Below are 17,209 nucleotides of genomic sequence, written 5' to 3'. Positions count from 1 at the left end.
AGTGCTGGCATGAACGCAAATTACACCATTCGTTGCTATCATTATCGGCATGCCAATACTATTCCGATTAGCTCCGTTTCTCTTATCCTTCAATGCGTTTGCCACGTTTGAGCTACCGGTAGCTCAATTTGAGCGTGAAGCGCTTACCAGCTGGAAGATTAAGCACTTCGAAGGGCGTACCCAATACTTCCCAATTAGGCTGGAAGGCCAACGCGTACTCAAAGCCACCAGCAATAATAGCGCCAGTATCTTATCCAAACCGATTCGCATCGATTTAGAGGAAACGCCTTACTTAAATTGGTCATGGCGAGTGGAGAATCAATTACAGGGGCTCAATGAAACCACAAAGGGCGGAGATGACTATGCGGCTCGGATTTATTTAGCCATCGGTAGCAATTGGCTTTCTTCCACCAGCAAGGCGATAAACTATGTCTGGTCCAGCAACCAGCCTCGGTACTCACGCTGGAGTAATGCGTTTGCAGGGGAGAGAGTTCAGATGATTGCGATTCGAGGTATATCGGACGGTGTATCTCAATGGCAGAGTGAAAAGCGCAATGTCTATCAAGATTTCATCAATGAATTTGGCGATAAAGGAAACGAGCAGGCCAACCGTGAGGCATATCGGTACCTCAATGGCATCGCCATCATGACAGATACCGATAACAGTGGCCAAACTGTCACGGCCTATTATGGCGATATCTTCTTTTCAACCAAATAGCGATAGCAATCACCCAGCGAAATCGTCCGGCCAGAAACCAAATAAATCGCAATAAAAGCAATGGTTACCAGCAACGATAACCAATGCAAAATTGCACCTTGATTAACGTCGACCAAACGTAATATCACTGACAGAAAAGAAAAAAGAGTAATAGCCAATAGGCAGACATTAACCGCCATTACTCTTTCCCAAACAGAGGAATAAAGATGAGAAAACAAAACGCATCACTACTTGATTAACAGTGTGCATATACTATCAAACCCACTTACAGAACGCTACACCGTAACTGGTTATACTTCCAAATCTCGACTTTCAGGCCCCTCGTAACTCCAAAGCAAATTTCGCGGAATTGGCCCTTTATTCCGGCCCCCCTGGTTATTTTGCTCCCAAGCATGGGCCAATATGCCAACCGAACGCGATAAACAAAATAGCCCCCGAGCCAATGGGGCAGGAAAGCCTAACTCGGCATAAATCACCGCTGTCGCACCGTCGATATTCATCGGAATACGCTTTCCCTTCTGCTGGAACAAGTGGTTTTCTATACCCATGGCGATCTCTGCAAACTGGCCGGTAACCGTTCCAGCATCAGCAGCTTGTTTGACCAGCGTCATAAGTGCAGGTGCGCGCGGATCAACCGGGTGAAAACGGTGCCCGAAACCCGGAATGAATTTACCATGAAGCTCTTTATGCGCAGCCACTTCTGCATCAATGGCTAGATCAAGTGCTTCTCCTTGTTCACACCGAGCTGCAATAGCTTGATATAAAGCAACGGCTTGTTCACCCGCGCCGCCATGCACATCACCCAACACATTGACGGCTGAAGCCATCGCATTGTTCAATCCTACACCGCAGGTTGCCGCCATTCTGGCAATCGCGATACTCGGTGCCTGGGGGCCATGATCGACAGCTGACATCAATGCTGCATCCAGTAGTTTTGCTTGTGAGGGAGCAGGCAGTTCCCCCCTGACCATCAGCCAGATCATCTGAGCAAAGCTGACGTTACCAATCAGTTGTTCTATCGGGTAGCCATAGTAGCGAATCACACCCGGCGACATATCAATGATATCAGTCTTCCACCAGTCACTGACCTCACGCCCTATTCCTTGCTCCGGCCTTTCGATACTCATATTGCCCCCTGCTCCTGTAGCCGCTCTATTTCATCCTTTGATAACCCCAATTCCGCCAACCAGCGTTCGGTATGCTCGCCTAACTGAGGTGGAGGTATGGTGACAGCTGGTCGCTTGCCGTCGAGCTTAAAGCCCGTTCTGACATAACGGACATCTTGGTTTACCCCCGGAGAATCGATAAAGCAGCCGGTAAAGTCGCGTCCCTGAACCTGAGGCAAATCCAGCGCCTGCGGCACGCTCAACACTCTACCAGCCGGTACTCCGATATGGTTCAAAGCCGCTTCCCATTCTTTGGCCGTCTTGCCAGAAAAAGCAGCTTCGATATGACCTGTTAACAATGTGCGGTTTTCCAGCCTTGCCTGTCGCTCGGCAAAACGCGGGTCCACAATCAAGTCCTCCCGTTCAATAAGCTGACACAAGGCTTCAAACTGCTCTTGTTTGTTAGCGGCAATGTTCAGTAACCCTTCTCCGGTCTTGAATGTCCCGGAAGGACTTGCAGTCACATTGTTATTCCCCAAAGGCTGCGGGGCTTTATCGGCAACCAAATAGTTAGATACCGCCCACCCCATGGTCGTGAGGGTCGATTCCAACATAGACACATCAATAAACGAGCCTTCCCCTGACGATCCCCGACCCGCAAGTGCTGCACTGATTGCAAAGGCAGCGGTCATACCACCGATAGTATCTGCAATAGGATAGCCAACACGGTAAGGCGCATTTTCCGGATCGCCCGTAATGCTCATGACTCCGGACATACCCTGAATAATTTGATCGTATGCCGGTAGGTGGCGCATCGGGCCATCAGCACCATAACCTGAAATCGCGCAATAAATGATGCTTGGGTTGACCGCCTTTAGCTCGTCATAACCCAAACCTAATCGGTCCATCACACCCGGACGGAAATTTTCAATCACCACATCAGCCGTTTCCACTAGCTGCTTAAAAACTGATTTACCCTCGTCAGTTTTCAAGTTCAGTGTGACGGACTGTTTACCCACGTTCTGGGCAAGAAACGAAATCCCCATCCCTGATTGGTTAAGAGCGGGTGAAGCACCCAGCTGGCGAGCAAGGTCGCCACTTTTCGGCACTTCGATTTTAATAACTTCAGCGCCTAGATGCGCTAATTGGTGGCCACAAAAAGGCCCTGCCAGCACATTGGTTAAATCCAACACACGGTATTGATTTAGTGGTGTCAGCATCCTTCGACTCCATCGTATTTATTGCTATAACTTGGATATATATGTTGTTACTGCTGTTCTGGCGCAGCCACGTCTTGTTCCGTTTGAGTTTGCTTAACTTTGCGTGCTTCCCATAAGTTACTGACCACCGGCATCATCAAGGCCAATACGGCACAGATCATGATGGATAGGGTCAGTGGGCGCTCCCACAGGAAGGCGTAGCTTCCGTCAGACAAGGTCAACGAGCGGCTTAGGTTCTTCTCGAGTATTTCGCCAAGGATGAATCCCAGCAGCATAGGGGCCATAGGAAAGTGGAGCAGCTTCAAAAAGGTTGCTATCACCGTGATGATGACCATCATGTGAATATCAAAGGTATTGAAGCTCACCAGATACACGCCAGTGATAGAGAAAAACAAAATCAATGGGATCAGGATTGGCCGAGGAATGGCTAGCAAGCGAGAAATATACGGAATCAGCGGTAAGTTCAGGATCAGCAGTACCAAGTTGCCAAAGTACATTGAGATAATCACAGACCAAAACACATCCGGATTATCAACAAACAAACGCGGACCTGGCTGAATACCATACGCAATCAATGCGCCTAGCATAATCGCCGTCGTGCCCGAGCCCGGAATACCCAGTGTTAACAAAGGGACAAAGGATCCTGTTGAAGCGGCATTATTGGCAGACTCTGGCGCTGCCAGTCCACGTAAAGCACCCTTTCCGAATTTGGTTTTTTCCTCTTTGCTGGCAAGGTTTCGCTCCATGCCATAACTGAGAAACGAAGCAATCGTCGCCCCTGCACCCGGCAGTACCCCCACCAAGAAACCGAAGACAGATGAACGGCCAACCGTCGGGGCCACATGCTTCACTTCCTCTTTGCTCAGCTTCATGCTGCCGAGGGAGTCCATATCCATTTGCGCTTCTTTTTGTTTATGCTCACCTCGTAATACCGTCATGATCACTTCAGTCAGGGCGAAGGTTGCCATGGCCAGCAGCAGGAAGCTAATACCGTCAATCAGGTTAATGTTATCGAAGGTAAAGCGCGGGATCCCAGACATCACATCGTTACCCACGGTGGCAATCATCAGGCCGAACACAGTCATTATCAGTGCCTTGATCACCTGCCCTTTACCTGAAAAGGCAGCCACAGCGGTCAAGCCTAATATCATCAAGGCAAAGTAATCCGACGACTGGAAGCTCAGCGAGACTTTAGCCAACGCTGGTGCAGCAAAAAGTAAAATAATTGCGCCGATAGTCCCGCCAGTAAATGACGAGTAAGCGGCCAATGCCAATGCCTTGCCCGCCTGCTTGCGCTGGGCCATAGGATAGCCATCAAATGCAGTCACAACCGTACTGGCACAGCCTGGGGCATTGATCAAAATTGAAGAGGTAGAGCCACCGAAGATAGCACCGTAATAGACGCCCGCCATCAAGATAATGCCCGAAGAGGGATCAAGGCCGTATGTAATAGGGATCATCAAGGCAATCGCTGAAATAGGCCCCAATCCCGGTAGCATTCCAATGAAGGTGCCGGCAAAACAGCCGACCACCACCATCATCAAATTAAATGGCATAACTGCCGTTGTCAGTCCTGACATCATTCCATCAAACATGGATATATTCTCCCTATTACATGAATGCCCAAAGTCGGCCCGGCGCTAAATAAATGTCCAGTAACTGGGTCAGGACATACCAAAATCCGGTCGCAAACGGCACCGAAGCGATAAACAGAATTTTCGGGCGACGCTCACCCAGTAACCAATAACCGCCAACAAGAAAAAAAATGGTTGAAAGCAAAAAACCAGACCACTCAAGGGCAAATGCAAACAACACCATCAGAACCAGTAACTTACTGATTATTTTGAAATCCAATCCCGCAAAAGACAGCATGTCAGAGGCTTTAACCTGCGTCTTACGATGAGCGGCGACTAGCTGCATTAGCGACAGTGCAATCCCCAGCACAGCTAACATAGTTGGCATGGATTTGGCGTGGAAGGGTTCGTATTCATCACCGGGAAACAAATGAATTTGATTGGCGTAATAACCGTAGGCAACTGAAAAGCATAAGAAGATCAAGCCGCCGATATGATCTTTGGTAAGCGTCATGGGTATATCCCCTGATAGGTATTATTAGACATCTATCGCCGTAGAATTGGCAGAGCAGGCTCCTGCTCTGCCGGAAGGTAAATCACAGCGTGATTTGGGAGACTCACTCAAAGCGTTAGTTCAAGAAGCCCAGCTCCTTCATTAAGCTGCCCATCTCTTTTTCTTGTTCTTGTAAAAAGGCTTCAAACTCTGCACGGGGCTTGAAGATCTCTGTCCAGCCGTAACGGTCACGCACTGTGGTCCACTCATTGGTCTGATACATTTTCTCAAGCACACTGGCAAATTCATCGGCCTGCTGATCGCTGATCCCAGGTGCAGCAAAGAAACCACGCCAGTTAACAAAGGTCGCGTCATAACCCAACTCTTGCAGGGTCGGCACATTCGGCGCAACCGTTGAACGGGTATCACCTGTCATCGCCAAAATACGCACTTCTCCGGCTTCAGCGAGGCTCAGCGCCTCACTCAACCCCGTTGATAGCACTTGAGTTTCGCCTGACAACAGCCCAGCCATCGCTTTGCCGCCAGCATCATAGGCAAGGTATTTCACCCGGCGCGGTTCCCCACCTGCGGCCTTGAAGGCCAATGCTGCGACAAGGTGATCCATACCACCACGCGAGGAGCCGCCGGCAACAGACACCGAACGTGGATCTTTCTTGTAGGCTTCAGCGAGCTCATTAAATGATTGATAAGGAGAGTCTTTAGCAACGACAAAGGCCGCATAGTCACCAATGGTGGCGGCTACAGGGGTAAGGTCACGAAATGACTGAGGGAATACCTTCGAAAGAGAACGGATAACAATAGGGGTCGAATTCACCATCAACGTATCTTGTGACTGTTCTGCTGTTTTGATCAAATACGCAATCGCCTTGCCGCCACCGCCGCCCGACATGTTTTCATAAGACACGGTATCGACCAAGTCTGATTTTGAGAGTGCCTCACCGGTACCACGTGCCGTGCTGTCCCAGCCACCACCTGCGCCACCCGGCACTAAGAAGTGAATTTCATCGACCTTGGCCTGCGCTGAGCCCATGCTCATTGCGGATGCCATTAAAGTCGCCATTAAGGTTACACGGTTGCGGGTAATAAACTGAGTCAGCATAGCTCTTTCCTCGTTGAGTGTTGTTTTTATCCTTCAACACAAAGGTAAGCCAGCTATTGACCAAACTAAAGATTGTAAAATTATTGTGAATAACGGCTGTATTTTTCATTTTGTTCATATTGTTCACAGCACGGCCCGGTAAAAACAGGTAGAGTTGTTGCATCTTATACGGTGAAAGGAATCACCTGCTCCATGTTACAAATGCTCTCGCTGCGCCACTTACGCCTAAAATGGCGTATGGTATTGATTTTAGGTGTTATTGCCATACTCCAAACTGGCATGCTCGGTCACTTTGCCATTCGCTATCTTGATAGTGTTCTGGATGAACAAATTGGTCAGCAAGCAATGCGGGTAGCATTGGCTATTGCCGCTTCACCCGATGTTATCCGTGCGGTAGAGGCTAAAGACTCAGAGTTCTTGCAACCTTTAAGTTACAAACTAGCCCATTCAGCAGAAGCTCGGTTTGTGGTGTTTGGCGATAAAGACGGTATTCGCTTAGCCCACCCCTTCCCCCATATGATTGGCAAATCCATGGCAGATGATGACGGAGATACCAACGCTCCAGCACTGCTGCAGGGAAAACCCTATATTTCCAAAGCACTAGGCAGTATTGGTTGGTCAATGCGTGGCAAAGCACCGGTATTTAATGCCGAGGGCACCGACGTTATCGGTATTGTCTCGGTTGGCTACATGCTCGACACCGTAGACAGAATTGTAAGCGACCACCGCTTGACGATGTTCTTTGCTATTGGCGGGGCGTTTCTTTTTAGTGTCTTTACCGCAGTATGGTTTGCCTCCCACTTTAAAAGAGCCATTTTCAACCTCGAGCCAGAGCAAATCGGCAGAATGTACCAAGAACGAAATGCGACCCTAGAAACGGTGCGCGAAGGCATTGTTGCCATCAACCATCACGGTATAGTCACGACGTTCAACCACGCGGCCATCAAGACGCTGGAGCTTCCAGAAGACGGCAGCTATATCGGAAAACATATCCAATCTGTATTGCCTGACAGCGGAATGCTTGATGTTCTTGTACAAGGCCAGCCACAGTATGATCAAGAAATATGGCTGCATAACCACTTGCTGATTGCCAACCGGATCCCACTGATCCAAGGCGATCAAATTACCGGAGTAGTATCAAGCTTCCGGCTGAAGAATGAAGTCGACTTGGTCAGCCGAAAACTCACCCGGATCAAACAGTATGCCGAGAGTTTGCGCAGCCAATCCCATGAATATAATAACAAACTCCACACTATTGCTGGACTGATCCAAATCGACGCCAAAGACGAAGCGCTTGCGGTTATTGGTCAAGAAACATCGAGTCACCAAGCCTTTATCCAGCAGTTGATGGAAGTAACGTCTGACAGCATCCTCGCCGGTTGCTTGCTGGGTAAATACAACCGAGCCAAAGAACTGGGCTTAGAATTAGTCATTGAACAAGACAGTCAGATGTCTGCACTGCCTGATGCCCTACCCCGTGAACAACTGGTCAGTATTCTGGGTAACCTTATCGACAATGCACTGGAAGCGACCCTTTCCCATCACGGTAAAGGTGGCACAGTAACTCTGGTTCTCTCCGACTTTGGTAAAGAGTTAATTTTTGAAGTTGAAGACCAAGGGCCGGGCATCTCCGCGGATGAGCAAGACAAAATCTTTACCCGAGGCTATTCAACGAAAAGCCAGTCACCCCAAAATATCCAAGGGCACGGCATCGGGTTGGATTTAGTAAAAAGCCTGACTGAGCATCTCGGCGGACTGATAACGGTTGAATCTATTGCATCACATTCAGAGAAAGGTGGTAGCCGATTTACCTTATATCTGCCTAAGCATTTCACACAAAATAACCATAATAATAAAACGACGAAACACAAGGAGGTGTAGCCATGACAACCGCCATTCGCATTGTCATCGCCGAAGATGACCCGCAAATAGCTGAGATTCAAAGACGTTTTATTGAGCGTATCGAAGGGTTCGAGGTGATTGGCATCGCCCACGGAATCGATGAAGCCAGAGACTTGATTGAAGTTCTCCAACCAGAATTAGTCTTACTGGATAACCAGTTTCCGACCGGCACTGGCCTTGATCTACTTAGAGAGTTACGGGCTGATGGCTGCAACACCGATGTCATTTTGGTTACGGCGGCTAAAGAAGTCGATACCCTGCGCCAAGCCATGCACAGTGGTATTTTCGATTACATCCTAAAACCCTTGGTATTTGAACGTCTGCAGGCTTCACTGCAAAAGTTTCGAGGTCACCTAGATAGATTTTCTGACATTGAGTCACTACTACAAAGCGATGTCGACGGGCTGTTGCAAGCAACACCCGATACCACAAACCAACAAGGTATAGCAGCCTCCGCAGTTACCCGGTTACCCAAGGGGATTGACGGTTTAACCCTCGATAAGATCCGCGCGGTTTTCAAAGATCAATCAGCATTATTAAATGCAGAAGAAGTCGGGCAACACATTGGCGCCAGTAGAACAACCGCACGGCGTTACCTCGAGTATATGGTCAGCACCGATGAACTGAATGCGGAAGTTTCATACGGCAGTGTCGGCCGCCCCGAGCGACGTTATCAGCTTTGTCCTTAAGTTACCGCTGAAATAACAAGGGGAAGCCTAATGGCTTCCCCTTTAGTTTTGGCTATTACTCCGTAGAAAAGAGTCGTTAAACAGGTGTTACGCTGCTTTCCCTACCACGAAATGCATTGAGTGAGGCAATCACTATTACAACAGCAACCGCTGCCAGTTTGATGGCTAATCCACTGAAGATCAGCGCAAATGGCACCACCAGCAGTATCGAGCGCTCCAATACCGACAACGGCTTGATCAACCGCCCTTCAATCGCTCCCGCAAAAGCAATAATTAGAGCGATGGTGGTGACTATCGCGAACATAAAGCCAGGCAGGTTTTCACCGTCATAGATAAGCGGCGAGAACGCCATCATCAATGGGATCAGGAAGAAGCCCTGCGCCAGCTTGAATGCCTGTACCGCAGATTGCATCGGAGATGCCCCAGCAATACCCGCACCTGCAAACGCAGCCAAGGCAATTGGCGGAGTAACGTTCGAGGTTTGAGACAACCAAAACACAATCATGTGTGCGGTCAGAATACTCAAACCAAGCTCAGTCAATGCAGGTACCGCCATAATTGACAGTACGATATAGGCCGCTGTCACTGGTAAGCCCATCCCGAGAATCACTGCCGCAAGCGCAATCAACGCCATCACCGACCATAAATAGCCCCCCGATAGAGCCATCAGGAACTGGGTAAATTGCAAACCGATACCGGTCTGGCCCACGACACCAACCACAATACCGGCAGTGGCACAGGCAACAGAGATAGGTAATGCTAGCAACGCACCTTCTTTCATCCCCTCAAGGAAAACTCGAATGCTTATACGACTGTGCTTACGGCACATCGCGGCGACCAAAATAGCACTACAGCCCGCAATACCGACCAGTACTGGCGAATAGCTCATCAGCAACAGGCTCGTGATCAATACCAACGGCACAATAAAGTGCCAACCTTGTTTCATCACTATTTTAAGTTGCGTGACTTTGTCCATCCCTTTCAGGCCAAGCTTACAGGCCATCAAATGGACGTAGAGCAAGGTACAGCCAAAATACAAAATGGCCGGGGCTATCGACACCAGCAGGATTTCACTGTAGGCAATACCGGTGAACTGGGCCATGACAAAGGCACCCGCCCCCATCACTGGTGGCATGATCTGCCCACCGGTCGACGCTGCAGCTTCAATACCTGCCGCTTGCTCGGGCTTATAGCCCAGCTTTTTCATCATCGGAATAGTCAAAGCACCAGTGGTCACTGTATTGGCAATTGCCGATCCCGATATTGACCCTAATGCTGCCGAAGCGACCACACTGGCTTTCGCTGGGCCGCCACGGTATTTTCCCGCGACCGCAAACGCAGCATCAATAAAAAACTGTCCAGCACCGGTAACTTGCAAAAAAGCGCCAAACAACACGAAAATAAATACCACCCCAGCAGCAATAGCCAGCGGTGCACCGAACACACCGTTAGTGGAATAAATATGGAAACGGATGATCTCATCCAACGCGAAACCTTTACTCGCAACACTGGCCGGCAAGATGTCGCCAAACATGGCATAAGACAAGAAGAATCCAGCAATCACCACCATGACCATACCGACGGTTCGCCGTGTCGCTTCCAACAAGGTCACAATCAAAATAGAGCCAGCCAGAATATCATTCGCCCCTAGCCCATCAAGCAAAAAACCAATGTCATCGTAGTCAAAACGAACTATGTGCTGTGCAGCCCACAAGGTGGCCAATACCATGGATAAATCGACCAGCCTTGCTGGCAGGTAGAAACGGTTGTCCACTTTCACCATCGGTTTTACGAGAAAGACCAGTGCGAGGATCCAGCATAGGTGGACGGGGCGAAATACAGGTGCGGAGAGGTTGGCAGTCAATCCCTGCCAAATTTGAAACACTGATAAAGCAATGGCGGCGACGGCTGCCAATTGCATCAAACGCTCAGTAACCCTGTGATTTAACGCCGAAGAATGGGTCATTGCGAACTCCTTGTAAACTGCAATGTTATTAACCCAAGCGTTTTCAAATAACTTGGGAATATACCTCCCGAACGACTTCGGAAGGTATGGGTTTACCTATCATGATGCCAATAGGCAAAAGACTTCGGGTAATTTATTTTTTTTCATCCATGAACTGCTGAGAGCCAGGGTGAAGAGGAATACCTGCCAGCTTGTTCATGTTCTCGACGGTCGTAAACTTAGTGACTCCGATAGACTGGCGGATCTGATCGATGTTATCGAAAGCCACCTTGGTCATCTCGTAAGCTAAGTCTTTATCCAAGTCCCCTTTCACCACCAGTACATTCCAAACGGCTGGTGCCTGGAAGGCTGGAACATTACGGTAACTGTCAGCATCAACATCCAAACCGCTGTATGAAGCATTGTCTTGGTTAATTTTCGCTATTTCTTCATCACTGAATGACAAAATACGAATATCACGCGTCAGTGCCAATTCGGTGATTGCACCTACACCTAGGCTACCTACAATCACACCAGCATCAATCTGACCGTTAGCCAGCGCTTCAGTGGTCGCGGTGTAGTTCAGAGCTTGACCACGCACGTCTCCCTCTTCAATGCCCAAGGTTTTCAGAATGTTCAGCGCACTTACACGCGTACCGGAACCCGGTGCCCCCAACGCAACACGTTTACCTCTTAAGTCAGCAACTGACTTTATGTCTGAATTCGCGGGTACCATGAACTGGACAACATTCGGGTATAGCGCAAACAACACAGAGACATCCATCTTGCGTGGGAACGGCTCTGTTCCTTGATAAGCTTGTTGTACAACGTTCCCCATAGCGATACCGGCAAGCTGTTGCTGGGTAGACACTTTGATAACATTTTCTACCGATGCCGCCGTCACTTCTGCGCGCATATTGAAGCCATCAATATTCTCACTCCAGACCTTGGCCAGCAAACCGCCTAAAGGATAGTAAGTCCCACTTTGGCTACCAGTACCTATAGTGTAGTTAGCCGCCGCAACTGGCAAAGAGACCGCCAGTGCCAAAGAGATAATCCCTTTTTTGATCATTGAACGCATTGAGTACTCCTTCTCATTCAGAATGCCTGACGGTTGATATTGTCCTCGATACATAAGTATCAAGCTCAAGATACGCATCAGGTTTAATTGTCATACCGATGTTGCATCAAAAGAAACCGCATTTAAATGTTAAAATTGTGAAAGTTGTGAAAATGAGATATTGGTGGTGTTAAAGATATCAATAACCCTTCCTTCTCAAAATGGCTTTTAAAGCTGGAACATCCTTTATTATTACCAGGAGTAAAAAGTAATTTGCATTTAACTGCAATTATCATTACCACGGAAATGGTTATACTGCTCGCCATCTTGATACCGAACATCACAATGAAAACAAGAGAGGATAACCATGGGCTGGCTTTTTCTACTATTGGGCGTAATGGCAGAAGCAACATCGCATGTTGCACTTCGTGCTACGAATGGATTTACTAACTGGCTACCCAGTACCATCGTCATTTTAGGCCACCTTATTGCCTTCATTTTCCTTGGCCAGGCCATGAAATCATTACCCGTAGGCATCGTTCACACCATCTGGACAGGGCTCGCTATCGTCGTGGTTACCGCGATGTCAGGGCTCATCTACAAACAACATCTTGATGCCAAAGTGTGGTTGGGCATGATAGTCGTTGCGGCCGGTATTGCCATCATCAATCTTGCAGGCGCCCCGCACAGTCATTAAAGCCACACAAGACTAGCAAGCCTTGATCTGCAAGCTTTCAATTAGAATCTAAAACAAATCTTTTAAGGGCGGGAAACCGCCTTTTCCCCTCCACTTAATCAAACAGCATATTTCCCAGTAACAGTAAGGAGTTCACCATGACTCAGCTCACTATCTCAAGAGAGCGGGCGATAAACCTGTATTACTACTTGCTACAAGAAAAAACGTCTCAAAAAGAGTTAAATGCCATCATAAATCTTTTGAAGGATAATTATGACATTGATCTAAGCCGGTTAGATAAAAAACGTGCTCGCCCTCAAAACCGCTTCGATATCAATAATTATGGTGCAGGTGGTTCACGGACAATGAATCAAACTCGTCAGATGCAATCCTAATTACATTAAAGAAGTCATAACTGATATAAAGAAATATCAAGTTTGTATAACAAATTATTGAGATCTTAAGTTTAACTTACTGACAAAAAAAACAAAGAATATATTTGAAGACATATAATTAACAAAACATTATTTACAGCTTATCAATACAAAACTTGCTTTACTTTAATTCAATTTTAAAAAATTAATTTCATATATTGATTTGATATATAAAAAAATAAATGCAGCCTTTTCCAGACATTACAATCCAACTTGATATCCATGACCTAAAGTGGTACTCAATAAATCAATAGCTTAAGTTGGTTAAATGAAATTGCGATTTTTGTGATATTTCTTAGTGCTGCTACGATTTAACTTGCCATTTTTATAAACCTAGTTCTTTCAGAAACGCTAGCATCTCAATTTGTATGGAATTCAAAATGAGTGATACAGCCCCCAGAAATATAGTAAGCGGTACAAACAATGAAACAGGTACATTCAAAACAGCCACATTCAAAATAGGAGCCTTAACATGTATTCTCACATGCCTATTTTACTCCGTTGACTCAAAAGCTGACGGATGCGATATTCCAACCGGAGCACCTCTCAGCCCTTTATTCGATGCACAGCCTTTCACTCAGGCTCTATATAGAATGGAGGAATTTGGAACAAGACCAATACCGTCATCAGCTCCGACTTCTAATTGGGATTCCTTCCCCCAACCAACAAGAGGAGATACCTCTCCGGAAGGGCCTGAACTAGATAGCTTCCTTGCTCAATCTCTGTTTCCTATTCCATCAAGGGCATTAGAGGGAGCCGAAGCTAACACCAATGCTCACAACCCTTGGCAAACAAGAATTAACCAGATCCTCAATCTTAATTTAACCAATGCTCCCGCTGAAGGTCGACCGCCGGGTAAGGATTGGGCTCATCAACGTTGGGAAGAGTTCTACCCAACCGAATATACCATTACAGCCCAAGCAGGCGTTCGTACCAACAACGGATTCAGAAACCGTTTTCAAAGCCATGAATATGAATCAGTCGAATTTGGTGAAGACGGGCTTTACCACTCTACACTTCAGTGGAGTAACGGTTCTGAGTCCTTAACAATCACCGGGACTACCGCAGGTATTCCTCCTCGATTCCACCCTAAAATGCCGTTACAAGATAGGAATTCATTATGGACTTTTGACGGAACATTTCCGCCCAAGCTCCTCAAGATGCGTTATGGTGAATCGCTGTTATTCCGGCACTACAATGCCCTACCGATTTCACCAGAAGCTAATAATGGATTTGGCCTTCATACCATTTCTACCCATCGTCACAATGGGCATAACCCAGCAGAAAGTGACGGCTACACGCAAGCATTTTTCTTCCCTGGCCAGTATTTCGATTACCGTTGGCCGATGGCACTCGCCGGCCATGATTCAATCAATAAAGACGCCAGTGATAAACGTGCGGGAGGCCCTGACGGTATGGGCGGGATCAAAAAAGTACAAGGTGATTATAGGGAAACCATCAGCTCCCAATGGTTCCACGACCATATGCTCGATTACACGGCCCCTAACGTTTACAAAGGCAATGCCGCTCTTTTGAACATATACAGTGCACTCGATCGAGGAAAAGAAGACCACTACGACAAGGTAAACTTACGTTTTCCCAGTGGAACCGATCTCGATTGGGGCAATAGAGACTACGACATTAACTTATTAATGGCGGATAAGGCCTGGGACAAAAACGGGCAGCTTTTCTTCAATATCTTTAGTGTCGATGGCTTCCTCGGCGATCAAATGCTGGTGAACTGGCAGTACAAACCGTACCTAGATGTCAGAGCAAGAAAATACCGATTCAGGCTGCTTAATGGATCTGTCTCCCGGTATATGAAAGTTGCGGTAATGACTGAGGATAGAGAGCCCGTTCCCCTGCATATGATCGCCAACGATGGCAACATCATGGAGCACAGTGTGTACTTTGCAAATGGTGTACTTCCTACTCAAGCTATTGCTGAACGCTACGACATCATTATCGACTTCAGCCAATTTGAAAAAGATACCAAAATCTATTTCGTTAACCTGATGGAGCACAAAGATGGCCGCGAGCCTGAAGGAACGTTTAGCCGCAAAAAAGCATTCAATGATCCGTTTAAACGAGGTAATACCTGTGATCCGGCCGTAGGTAAATTCCTTGAAGTCAGGGTACATGATTACGTAGGGACAGATCACAGCATGAACCCTGCCGAATATGTCAAAGGGAAGAAAAAAATGATCCCTTTACCTAAGTTCACCAAGAAAGAACTAGCTAATGCCACGCACCGAACGTTTGATTTTGGCCGAAGCAGTGGTACAGATTCATCACCTTGGACCATTAAAACGGATGGCGGACAAGGCCTTACCGCTAATCCTCGGCGGGTATCAGCTGCGCCGACTGTTGGCGATGCTGAGATCTGGCATTTCAAATCCGGTGGGGGGTGGAGCCACCCTATTCACGTGCATTTTGAAGAAGGTCAAATCCTTAGTAAGGATGGCGAGAAACCACCTGAATGGGAACGCTGGGCAAGAAAAGATATTTATCGGTTAGGTGACGAAGTTAACAGCAGTCGTGAAATAACTATCGCTATCAGGTTTAGGGAGTTCATGGGAAGCTATGTGGAACATTGTCACAATACTCAGCATGAAGATCATGCCCAGTTACTCCGTTGGGATATAGAGAACCCAAATCAAGCGATACCTATCCGTAGCCCGATGCCAAGTTGGGGCGGCGTAACTTATGTAGATTCTTTCACCCTTCCCACCTTCAAAACCGGTGACGAAGATGCAAAAGAAGACTTTAACGACGATTAATTCAAATTGATGAAAGCCGTTTAACAGGTGGCATCAATGGGTGATGCCACCAAGGAGATATGATAATGAAAATAAATAAATCACTGCCAATATTGGCAATTTGTGGTTTTATACTTCTGTTACATAGTTCCCCAACCTTTGCCGCAAAATGGCGTGAAAACTACTTTCCTAATACTGAACTCACGACACATAACAACACCAAAGTTAATTTTTATAATGACCTGCTCAAAGACAAAGTTGTTCTCATTAACTTCATATTTACCCGCTGCCAGAATGTCTGCCCGATGGAAACAGCAAGACTTGTTGCTCTGCAGCGAAAGCTTGGGGATAGAGTCGGCAAAGACATCTTCTTTTATTCGATATCCATTGATCCTGAATATGACACTCCGGAAAGGCTTAACGACTATGCTAAGCAATATCAAATAGGCCCCGGTTGGCTTTTTCTGACAGGTAATAAAAAAGAAATCGATGAACTCAGAACCAAACTCGGGTTATCTATCGACGATTTGGAAGCATCAGAAGACGGTCAACTTGATCACAACTTGAGCCTTATCATAGGTAACGAAGCAACGGGTCGTTGGATGAAACGTTCCCCCTATGAAGATACCGCTGTTCTTGCAGCTATGATTGGTGATTGGCTACATAACTGGCAATCCCCTTCTAGCCAACAGCTCGCTTCCTACGATAATGCCCCGAAACTTGATGAAGAGTCCCACGGTAAATATCTCTATCGCACACGGTGTGCAACATGCCATTCTTATTCCGGCAGTGATGATATGCTGGGCCCTAACTTATCAGGTGTAACTGAACGTAGAGAAGAAGAGTGGCTGCGCCGTTGGCTTAAAGAACCCGACATCATGTTAGAGGAGGACCCAGTTGCTATCGCCATGCTCAAGCAATATAACGGCGTTCGCATGCCTAACTTCCAACTTAGCGATACCGATATAGACAGCCTGATGTTATTCATGAAAGACCAAGATAGCCAATAATACCCAACAACTGATAAAGCTGTATAAGTCATTATTTCTTCGGTAATGGCTTATACACCAGTAGATTTAAGCATCATGGCATATTTTTAGTACGCTAGAGTACGTGTTCACGAACATAAATAAGTATGACTTTAGCAAAATCAAACAACACATTAATCATATATCACACGGCGTTATAATAATCAGCCATAATATAATAAATAATTCCATCTAAAATAAATGTAGATATTTCCATACATTGCGTTAGGTTTTAATGTCCACAATATCTAACTGGGATTAATTTCAATCACTTAGCAAAGTGTAATAAAAACATAGGTTTTGTGATATAAAACTCTCCTGCTACTCTTTTTTATATTACGAACTGGCGTTTATAGCGCTCTTATAAAACACATCAAACAACCCTATTTGTATGGTATTCAAAATGAATAATACAAATTCTACTAATAACGAAAGCGGTATACGGAACAATCATAAAGAAATCAAAATAGGAGCTCTAACATGTA

The 17,209-nt window shown here is 46.8% G+C and carries 15 protein-coding genes; 7 read left to right on the top strand and 8 right to left on the bottom strand.

The features are described 5' to 3' along the window. Window positions 1-49: 49 nt before the first annotated feature. Window positions 50-718 carry a DUF3047 domain-containing protein gene (locus L4D79_RS01060; RefSeq protein ID WP_428646182.1) on the top strand — a complete coding sequence of 223 codons (669 nt, stop codon included), beginning with the start codon at window positions 50-52 and terminating at the stop codon, window positions 716-718. On the opposite strand, the gene L4D79_RS01055 is transcribed toward L4D79_RS01060, so the two are convergent. The 6 genes from L4D79_RS01055 to L4D79_RS01030 all read right to left on the bottom strand — a co-directional run bounded on the left by L4D79_RS01055 (window position 688) and on the right by L4D79_RS01030 (window position 6,192). Next, entirely contained in the window at window positions 688-897 is a 210-nt protein-coding gene (locus L4D79_RS01055) for a hypothetical protein (RefSeq protein WP_428646179.1), read from the bottom strand. The genes L4D79_RS01060 and L4D79_RS01055 overlap by 31 nt on opposite strands. A 111-nt stretch (window positions 898-1,008) precedes the next feature. Next, window positions 1,009-1,845, bottom strand: a complete 837-nt coding sequence (locus tag L4D79_RS01050; protein ID WP_428646176.1) for a citryl-CoA lyase — start codon at window positions 1,843-1,845, stop codon at window positions 1,009-1,011. After that, window positions 1,842-3,044, bottom strand: coding sequence for a CaiB/BaiF CoA transferase family protein (locus tag L4D79_RS01045; RefSeq protein WP_428646174.1), 1,203 nt, complete (start codon window positions 3,042-3,044; stop codon window positions 1,842-1,844). Before L4D79_RS01045 ends, L4D79_RS01050 begins: the two co-directional genes overlap by 4 nt. Before the next feature lie 47 nt (window positions 3,045-3,091). Then, entirely contained in the window at window positions 3,092-4,639 is a 1,548-nt protein-coding gene (locus tag L4D79_RS01040) for a tripartite tricarboxylate transporter permease (protein WP_428646172.1), read from the bottom strand. Between the two features lie 16 nt (window positions 4,640-4,655). Then, window positions 4,656-5,132, bottom strand: coding sequence for a tripartite tricarboxylate transporter TctB family protein (locus L4D79_RS01035; RefSeq protein WP_428646169.1), 477 nt, complete (start codon window positions 5,130-5,132; stop codon window positions 4,656-4,658). Window positions 5,133-5,247: 115 nt separating this feature from the next. Beyond that, on the bottom strand, window positions 5,248-6,192 hold the full coding sequence (locus tag L4D79_RS01030) for a tripartite tricarboxylate transporter substrate binding protein (protein ID WP_420849230.1): 945 nt from the start codon (window positions 6,190-6,192) through the stop codon (window positions 5,248-5,250). Between the two features lie 231 nt (window positions 6,193-6,423). Here L4D79_RS01030 and L4D79_RS01025 point away from each other — a divergent pair, with 231 nt between their 5' ends. Both L4D79_RS01025 and L4D79_RS01020 read left to right on the top strand, forming a co-directional pair. Beyond that, a complete protein-coding gene (locus L4D79_RS01025) occupies window positions 6,424-8,112 on the top strand; it encodes an ATP-binding protein (protein WP_428646166.1) in 1,689 nt (562 codons plus the stop codon). Window positions 8,113-8,114: 2 nt separating this feature from the next. Then, the gene (locus tag L4D79_RS01020) at window positions 8,115-8,822 is read left to right on the top strand and encodes a response regulator (RefSeq protein WP_428646164.1); all 708 of its coding nucleotides are present in this window, start codon (window positions 8,115-8,117) and stop codon (window positions 8,820-8,822) included. A 76-nt stretch (window positions 8,823-8,898) separates the two neighbouring features. Here the strand turns inward: L4D79_RS01020 and L4D79_RS01015 are convergent, their stop codons facing one another. Together L4D79_RS01015 and L4D79_RS01010 are read right to left on the bottom strand one after the other, a co-directional pair. Beyond that, the gene (locus tag L4D79_RS01015) at window positions 8,899-10,788 is read right to left on the bottom strand and encodes a TRAP transporter permease (RefSeq protein ID WP_428646162.1); all 1,890 of its coding nucleotides are present in this window, start codon (window positions 10,786-10,788) and stop codon (window positions 8,899-8,901) included. A 133-nt stretch (window positions 10,789-10,921) separates the two neighbouring features. Beyond that, the gene (locus tag L4D79_RS01010; RefSeq protein WP_428646159.1) at window positions 10,922-11,848 is read right to left on the bottom strand and encodes a TAXI family TRAP transporter solute-binding subunit; all 927 of its coding nucleotides are present in this window, start codon (window positions 11,846-11,848) and stop codon (window positions 10,922-10,924) included. A gap of 346 nt (window positions 11,849-12,194) precedes the next feature. Here L4D79_RS01010 and L4D79_RS01005 point away from each other — a divergent pair, with 346 nt between their 5' ends. The 4 genes from L4D79_RS01005 to L4D79_RS00990 all read left to right on the top strand — a co-directional run bounded on the left by L4D79_RS01005 (window position 12,195) and on the right by L4D79_RS00990 (window position 16,706). Beyond that, the gene (locus tag L4D79_RS01005; protein WP_107349078.1) at window positions 12,195-12,524 is read left to right on the top strand and encodes a DMT family transporter; all 330 of its coding nucleotides are present in this window, start codon (window positions 12,195-12,197) and stop codon (window positions 12,522-12,524) included. Between the two features lie 137 nt (window positions 12,525-12,661). After that, window positions 12,662-12,898: a hypothetical protein gene (locus tag L4D79_RS01000; RefSeq protein WP_428646156.1), complete on the top strand. Its 237-nt coding sequence runs from the start codon at window positions 12,662-12,664 to the stop codon at window positions 12,896-12,898. A 632-nt stretch (window positions 12,899-13,530) separates the two neighbouring features. Further along, on the top strand, window positions 13,531-15,717 hold the full coding sequence (locus L4D79_RS00995) for a multicopper oxidase domain-containing protein (RefSeq protein ID WP_428646153.1): 2,187 nt from the start codon (window positions 13,531-13,533) through the stop codon (window positions 15,715-15,717). Between the two features lie 65 nt (window positions 15,718-15,782). Continuing rightward, on the top strand, window positions 15,783-16,706 hold the full coding sequence (locus L4D79_RS00990) for an SCO family protein (RefSeq protein WP_428646150.1): 924 nt from the start codon (window positions 15,783-15,785) through the stop codon (window positions 16,704-16,706). Window positions 16,707-17,209 lie beyond the last annotated feature (503 nt).

Source organism: Photobacterium satsumensis (assembly GCF_050336935.1).
In the GTDB taxonomy this organism is placed as follows: domain Bacteria; phylum Pseudomonadota; class Gammaproteobacteria; order Enterobacterales; family Vibrionaceae; genus Photobacterium; species Photobacterium satsumensis.
Note: the sequence above shows the minus strand (reverse complement) of the source record. Positions and strands in the feature narration are given on the sequence as shown.